We start from the raw sequence: 6,820 nt of genomic DNA, 5'->3' as shown, positions 1-6,820 counted from the left end.
TCTCGGTCAGTTCCTTGAGAATGTGCTCTTTCATGTCAGGCCTCCTGAGCTCTGTTTTGAATGGGGTGAGTCAGGCCACCATAACATGCAGGTCAGTCGTCAAAAAAGACATCTTGTTGCAATGCCCTGTCCAGCAGCTTCTGGTACTGCTTCGGGGTGATGTTGTACGCCCCGAAGCGCTCCAGGTGCGGGTTCATCAGCTGGGCATCGTAAAGGGTGAATTTGCGGTTCCTGAGGTGCTCCACCAGACGCACCATCGCCACCTTGCTGGCCTCTGGAACCCGGTAGAACATGCTTTCTCCGATGAAGGCCCCTCCCAGAACAATGCCCAGGATGCCTCCAGCAAGTTCACCTTCATGCCAGGTCTCAAAGGAATAGGCAAAGCCTGCTTCATTGAGACGGTGGTAAACGTCCTTCAATTCATCAGAGATCCAGGTTTCTTCCCGGTTGGCGCACCCCTCCACGGTCCCTGCAAAATCCCCATTGATGCGCACTTCAAAGCGCCCACTGTTCAGGGCACGCCGGAGGGATCTGGGCACATGAAAACGGTCATCCAGCGGAATCAGCGTGCGTTCCCGGGAAGAATACCAGCCCAGGGTGCCATCCTCTCCAGCCATCAAAAAGAGGCCCTGTGCGTATCCATTGGCAATGTCAAACACATCCAGGTGTTTCATCATATTCTGGGATTTACGGTACCACGCGGTTTCAAGGGAGATGGGGTCATATCCCCTGTTGCCCGGGGAATTCTGGATTGAGGGTGCTGAGGCCAGATCCCCCCGCGCATCGCTGACGCTCTGCGGTCCCCCCGTCAGCTTTGGAGGTTGGTGGGCACATGGAGTGGAAGCGTCCCAGACGCCCTACAAGTCCCCCTTAACAAGGGGGACAGTCCTGAGTGACACGAAGGACAGGGGGATCTGGCCTCAGTGCCCCAAAACAAAAAAATCCCCCAGATTCACTGGGGGACATGCCCTGTCTGGGATCTTCAGGGGTAAACTTTCCCGACCCATCCCTGCGGGTTGGTGGCCTCGCCACGCACCCGCATTTCCCAGTGCAGGTGGGGACCGGTGGAGAGTCCGGTGCTCCCAACCTCACCGATCTTGTCTCCTTTTTTGACTTTATCTCCTGCTTTGACCAGGATTTTGGACTGGTGGAAGTACAGGCTCTGGACACCCAGGCCGTGGTCGATCACCACGAGGTTGCCGCGGATCTCGAATTTCTCGGCGATCACCACGGTTCCGTCGTTGACCGCATAGATCGGGGTGCCGGTCTTGGCCGGGAGGTCCGTTCCGTAGTGGTATTTCACAGGGTCACCGGGCTTGTAGATGCGCTTGGTCCCGAAGCCTGCAGAAACGGCTTTTACACCAGGGTCCTGAAAGGCTTTGCTCCACTGTTGGGGGGTCCGCATGGCGTAGACCTTGTTGAGGGCCTGGTCTTCGCGGGTCTGGTTGGTGGGGTTCAGTTTGGCTGCAACCTCAGGGGCGAGGTTCAGTGGGCGTGCAGTGGCCTGTTTGACGGTCACTGGAACTTCCAGGGTCTCCACTTTGTCTTTGAGGGCAATTTCAATCTGGATGGTCTTGCCCACGTTCCCGAGCACCACCCTGCCAAGCACAAGGGCTTCTTTGTCCTTGATGTTCACGGCTTTCAGGTACTCGGCAGGTTCACGCACGTCTTCACTGGTTTCGCTCATGAAGCGCACAATGGCTTTATCAGCATCTTCACCCTTCAGGCGCACGCTGAAGGCATCTCCATCCCAGACGCGTTTGGGAAGGGTGACTTTCAGGTCTCCCACTTCCACGGTCTCGGTGTCTGAAAGGCCAGGGATGTCCAGCACCTGCCCGATCCGGATGATGTCGTTTTTGAGGTTGTTGGTGCTTTTGATGTCCTGCACGCTGACCCCGAACTGCTGGGCAATTCGGGAGAGGGTGTCTCCGGATTTGACGGTGTAATCCCCGGCCTGGGCCAGACCAAGCAGACTCAGGGTGGCCAGGAGGGGTTTGAGGTGGAACTTCATGCGGTCTCCTTGGAGTCGAGGATCAGGGTCACCGGACCATCGTTGAAGAGTTCGACTTTCATGTCAGCAGCGAAAATGCCTGTCTGCACGTCCAGCCCTTGCTTTCTCAGGAAGTGGTTGAACTCTTCCCACAGGGCTTTTGCCTGCTCAGGTTTCGCAGCACGGATGAAAGAGGGGCGGTTTCCCTTGCGCCAGTCTGCAAAGAGGGTGAACTGGCTCACAGAAAGGATCTGGCCTCCCACCTGATCGATGGAGAGGTTCATCTTGCCGTCCTGATCGTTGAAGATGCGCAGTTTTGCGATCTTGGAGGCCAGAAGTTCAGCGTCTTGCAGGGTGTCTTCGTGGGACACACCCACCAGCAGCAGAAAACCCTGCTGGATGGCTCCGGTGATTTGACCTTCCACCGTGACCGAGGCATGTTTCACGCGTTGAAGCACAATGCGCATTCAGGCCTCAAATTGATGGTGGTAATCCCGCACCACCTGAATGGCGCTTGAGAGGATGTCGCTCTCGGTGAAGTCCAGGTTGCCCCGGGTCTTTTCCTGCAGCATGATCAGGAGTCTCAGGCTGCTTTCCACGGTCTTTTTGGCGCGGTCTCTGGCGAGGCCATCGTTCTGCACCCGGTGGTGCACCGGGCTGAATTCTCCCATCGCGCCCTCGGCGGTGGAGAGGAGGCTCTGGACCAGTCCCACAAAGTCAGCGTTTGGCATACAAAGCAGATTATATTGCTTTCAGCAAAAGTCTGTTGAACAGACTTTTGCCGAGCAAAGCGAGTATGAAGGTCAGGACAGTGGAATGGGTTTAAACGATTTTTGCTGAGATCAGGATCTTCCTTTGGAACGTCTTTTGTCTGTGTGCCGTATGAAGAGACATGCAGACAGAACACATGTTGTCCATCCGCCGCCAGGAAACCCAGGGCTGTGTGCTGGAGGTGATGGAGTACCAGAAACTGCTCGGCAACCCCCAGTCGGCCAGCGAAATGTATTACCGGGAGAAACAGGGCATCAGACTGAAGACCCTCCGGGCCACCCTCTCAAACGGCAAATTGCTGGCCGAGCCCGGGCAGCTTCAGTACATGAAAGGCCACATCGAACTCAAGGTGGAGTCTGGTGGTGGTGTGGGGGGGTTTCTGCAGCGTGCAGTCAGTGCAGCCCTGACAGGCGAAACGGTGTTCAAGACCGAGTACACAGGGACTGGCACCATCTTTCTGGAACCCACCTGGAAGCATTACCTTCTGCTGGACCTTGTAGAGGACCTGATCATCGACCGGGGCATTTTTGTGGCCGGAGCCGGAAACCTGCAGTTCAGCATCAAGCGGCCAGATTCCATTCTGGGGAACGCTCTGTCTGGTGAAGGCATGTTCCAGACCCTGATCCGTGGAAGCGGCATCGTGGCCCTGTACACCCCCGTGCCAGAAGCAGAAATCATGATTGCCGAGTTGAACAACGAAAAACTGGTGGTGGATGGGAACTTTGCCCTTGCCCGCACAGGTGGTGTGCGCATGACCGTTCAGAAATCCAGCAAGGGGATTCTGGCCTCTGCCCAGTCTGGAGAGGGCCTGGTGACGGTTTTTGAAGGCACAGGGCAGGTCTGGTTGACCCCTACCGTCGGGATGTATTGAGCTTCAGAACAGCCTTCCCTGGTCCTCTTCTGCTGCGGGTGCTGCAGCTTCCATCTCTCCCTGTCTGAACCGGTCCAGCGTCGCTTTCACCTCTTTGATGTCCCTCCAGGTGAGGCTTTTGGGGCCTCCCACCTGACGGGTGGGGTTTCGCAACAGGAAAGCCGGGTGATAAATCGGCATCAGGTGTGCGGTGAAGCCACTGGAATGGTGGAAGTCGTACCAGTTGCCTCTGGTGCGGGTGATCCCCTGCCGGATGTTCATGAGGTACTGGGTGGGCACATTCCCAAGCGTCACAATCACTTTTGGACGGATGATGGAAAGCTGCTGGTCCAGCCAGGGACGACAGGCAGCCACCTCATCTGGTTCGGGGTTGCGGTTGTTGGGTGGGCGGCATTTCACCATGTTGGCGATGTACACCGATTCCCTCGAGATCTGCACTGCCCCGATGATCTGGTCCAGAAGCTGCCCTGCAAGACCCACAAAAGGACGCCCGGAGAGGTCCTCATCCCGTCCGGGTCCCTCTCCAATGAACATCAGGTCGGTGTTCGGGTTGCCTTCGCCGTACACCACTTTTGTGCGGGTCTGGCACAGCCTGCAGGACTTGCAAACTTCTGCAGCCTGCTGGTGTGTGAAGAGTTCTGCGGCACGGTCCATGCTGGGTGCATTTTACAGGATGGGGCGATTCAGTGGTCCCTGCAAGTCTCATCGGCCATTTCTGGCACTGGGCGAGACATGCCTTGCCTGAGCAAATGCCTTCTGCTTTTGGCTCTCGGCCTTATGCAGCACAACAAAAAAATTCAGGAGGGGATCACCCCTCCTGCCAGTCAACTGGGCATCTCGTGTTATTTTCCAGCCAGAAAATCTTGCAGGGATTTGCGGTCCTTGCGGGCTTCACGGCGGACTTTGGGGTCCAGGCCGATCATCAAAAAGAAGTTCTCCAGGGCGTTTTCCTTGCCTTTGATGTCAGGGAATTCCCCTTCTTTGGTGCCGGTCACAAAAGGAAGCTGGCGGTAGTAGTCCAGTGCGCGATTGATCACATCTTCACTGGAGCCACTCGCAGCGCAGTCACTCAGGGCACTGTAGATTTCACGTCTGGACTCGGCGTGGACCCGGAAGGCGTCGGGGTTGGGGGTTTCCGGGGCGCGCAGCACATCTTGCTTGGCGATGCGGCGGTAGTGCTTGAGGCCTCTGCTGATCTCTTCAGTGCTCATCAGTGTCTTCACTGTTTGCCTACCTTTCCGTCATGGCACGAAAAAAAACCCGCGTCACAACTGATGTGAGCAGGGATGGTCCTTGAAATGGTCATGACGCTCTTATTATAAAAAGAGCATTTTGGGGGTGTCAACGCACCTCTTTAATGAAAGTCAGATGATATACTGATTAGAAAGTGTGAATTCAGGGTTCCTTCAGTTTCTCACCCTGGCTTCAGGAGCATCTTCTGGAAGCGTGAATTCTGCTCTCATAAATGCATGAATGGAGAAATTTCTCACAGATGTTATCATTCTTGCGATGAGGAAAGTTCTGCTTTTTGTATTCCTGCTCTGTCTCTCCATGGCGCAGGCCGCTGGCACCTATACGGTGAAGTCGGGAGATACCCTCAGCAGCATCTCTCGCACCACCAAAGTCTCCATCGAATCCCTGGTCAAGCTGAACGGACTGTCCAGCTCGACTTTAAAAATTGGCCAGAAACTCAAGCTCGGTGCCAAGAGCGCTGCAGCCACAGCCCCCAAAGCCCCTGTCAAAACACAGGTTAGCACCCGCAACAGTCAGGTGCGTGTGATCGCCGCCTCATGGCGCGGGGTTCCTTACGTGTATGGTGGAGTGTCCAAACGCGGCATCGATTGCTCTGGTTTCACCATGGCCGTCATGAAGCAGATGGGTGTGAACCTCCCCCATTCCAGCGCGGGCCAGTACAACTACGGCAGCCCTGTCTCCAAGGCCAACCTGCTGGAAGGTGATCTGGTCTTCTTCGCTACAGGTGGCAGAGGGATCTCCCATGTGGGCCTCTACCTCGGCGACGGTCAGTTCATCCATGCCAGCACTCCCCGCACGGGTGTGATTGTCAGCAACATCAACGAAGCGTACTACCGCAGCACCTATGTGGGTGCCCGCCGGGTGCTTGGACGCTAATAAACTTCACATTTTGAGTTGTTCCCCCTGTCAGCGTGGCTTCAGGGGGAATGCCTGTTTTTGGATGCCTCTCACCAGATCTGCATTTTGATGCAAGTGGCTTTGTAGCCCAGCCCACCCTCTTCAAAACCTCATCTGCCAAGCTGGGTGTGCAGCACAGACAGAAACTTCGAAAGGGTCTTGCTTCTGTTGTCTCTGCGGTATGCAATGGCCATGCTGGACCAGGTGGGTTCCATGTCGATTTCCCGGGTGTGGGTTTCTGGCGGCGCAGTCTCCGCCACCCCTTCAGGCACCAGAGAAACCCCCATGCCTGCTGCAACAAGGGTCACCACAGCCTGCAGGTTCCCTGCCTCCTGCACAATGCTGGGCCTGAATCCTGCTTTGGCGCACATCTCTAAGAGCACCGTCTGAAAATCCGGCGAGGCCTGTGGCTCCGTGGTGATGAAAGGGGCGTCTTTCAGGTCCAGCAGGTTGATTTTTTCCTGCCCTGCCAGAGCATGGTCTGGAGGCAGCAGGGCCACGAAGCGGTCTCTGGCAACCTCCTCCAGAACCAGACCCTGACCACTGAAGGGAAGGCGCACAAAACCCGCATCAATCTGGCCTTCTTGCAAAGCTGGAATCTGATCCGAGGTGCGCATGAAAGCGAGGTTCACATTCACCTCTGGATGGGCATTTTTAAAAGCCACCAGCAGGGGCGTCAGGATGGAAGATGCAACGGAGGCAATGAAGGCCAGTTCCAGCCTGCTTGCCTCGCTGCGTCCCACCCTTCTGGCGGCACTGATGGCCCGGTCTGCATGCTCCAGGGTGGTGCGGGCCTCCTCCAGAAAGACCTTTCCGGCCTCAGTAAGTTCCACTTTCTGGGTGGTGCGCTTCAGGAGTTTGACCCCGAGTTCCTCCTCAAGGTGACGGATCTGCTGGCTGAGTGGCGGCTGGGTGATGAAGAGCCGTTCTGCGGCACGCCCGAAGTGCTTCTCTTCTGCCACGGCCACAAAGTACCTGAGGTGCCGGAGTTCCATGCTTCAGCTTAAAGCCCTGAAGCTTGATTCGCAAAACGAATG

9 protein-coding genes are annotated in these 6,820 nt (G+C 56.3%); 2 read left to right on the top strand and 7 right to left on the bottom strand.

Annotation, left to right across the window (positions count from 1 at the left end; all coding sequences use genetic code 11):
- Positions 1 to 92: 92 nt before the first annotated feature.
- The 4 genes from aat to DC3_RS27085 all read right to left on the bottom strand — a co-directional run bounded on the left by aat (position 93) and on the right by DC3_RS27085 (position 2,721).
- Complete coding sequence (aat, locus tag DC3_RS27100; RefSeq protein WP_146891323.1) at positions 93 to 677, bottom strand: leucyl/phenylalanyl-tRNA--protein transferase; 585 nt, start codon at positions 675 to 677, stop codon at positions 93 to 95.
- Between the two features lie 305 nt (positions 678 to 982).
- Positions 983 to 2,011 (bottom strand): M23 family metallopeptidase, encoded by a 1,029-nt coding sequence (locus tag DC3_RS27095; protein ID WP_146891320.1) that lies wholly within the window; start codon positions 2,009 to 2,011, stop codon positions 983 to 985.
- Positions 2,008 to 2,457: a D-aminoacyl-tRNA deacylase gene (gene dtd, locus DC3_RS27090; RefSeq protein WP_146891317.1), complete on the bottom strand. Its 450-nt coding sequence runs from the start codon at positions 2,455 to 2,457 to the stop codon at positions 2,008 to 2,010. Before dtd ends, DC3_RS27095 begins: the two co-directional genes overlap by 4 nt.
- Positions 2,458 to 2,721 (bottom strand): DUF1844 domain-containing protein, encoded by a 264-nt coding sequence (locus tag DC3_RS27085; RefSeq protein WP_146891314.1) that lies wholly within the window; start codon positions 2,719 to 2,721, stop codon positions 2,458 to 2,460.
- Positions 2,722 to 2,897: 176 nt separating this feature from the next.
- On the opposite strand from DC3_RS27085, the gene DC3_RS27080 reads away from it, so the two are divergent.
- Entirely contained in the window at positions 2,898 to 3,632 is a 735-nt protein-coding gene (locus DC3_RS27080; protein WP_186816295.1) for an AIM24 family protein, read from the top strand.
- 3 nt (positions 3,633 to 3,635) lie between these two features.
- Here the strand turns inward: DC3_RS27080 and DC3_RS27075 are convergent, their stop codons facing one another.
- Positions 3,636 to 4,286, bottom strand: a complete 651-nt coding sequence (locus tag DC3_RS27075; protein WP_146891307.1) for a uracil-DNA glycosylase — start codon at positions 4,284 to 4,286, stop codon at positions 3,636 to 3,638.
- Positions 4,287 to 4,474: 188 nt separating this feature from the next.
- On the bottom strand, positions 4,475 to 4,855 hold the full coding sequence (locus DC3_RS27070) for a hypothetical protein (RefSeq protein WP_222594842.1): 381 nt from the start codon (positions 4,853 to 4,855) through the stop codon (positions 4,475 to 4,477).
- Between the two features lie 286 nt (positions 4,856 to 5,141).
- Between DC3_RS27070 and DC3_RS27065 the strand changes: the two genes are divergently transcribed.
- On the top strand, positions 5,142 to 5,762 hold the full coding sequence (locus tag DC3_RS27065; protein ID WP_186816294.1) for a C40 family peptidase: 621 nt from the start codon (positions 5,142 to 5,144) through the stop codon (positions 5,760 to 5,762).
- A gap of 131 nt (positions 5,763 to 5,893) precedes the next feature.
- On the opposite strand, the gene DC3_RS27060 is transcribed toward DC3_RS27065, so the two are convergent.
- Complete coding sequence (locus DC3_RS27060; protein ID WP_146891298.1) at positions 5,894 to 6,778, bottom strand: LysR substrate-binding domain-containing protein; 885 nt, start codon at positions 6,776 to 6,778, stop codon at positions 5,894 to 5,896.
- Positions 6,779 to 6,820: the final 42 nt, after the last annotated feature.

Source organism: Deinococcus cellulosilyticus NBRC 106333 = KACC 11606, assembly GCF_007990775.1.
Lineage (GTDB): Bacteria > Deinococcota > Deinococci > Deinococcales > Deinococcaceae > Deinococcus_C > Deinococcus_C cellulosilyticus.
Note: the sequence above shows the minus strand (reverse complement) of the source record. Positions and strands in the feature narration are given on the sequence as shown.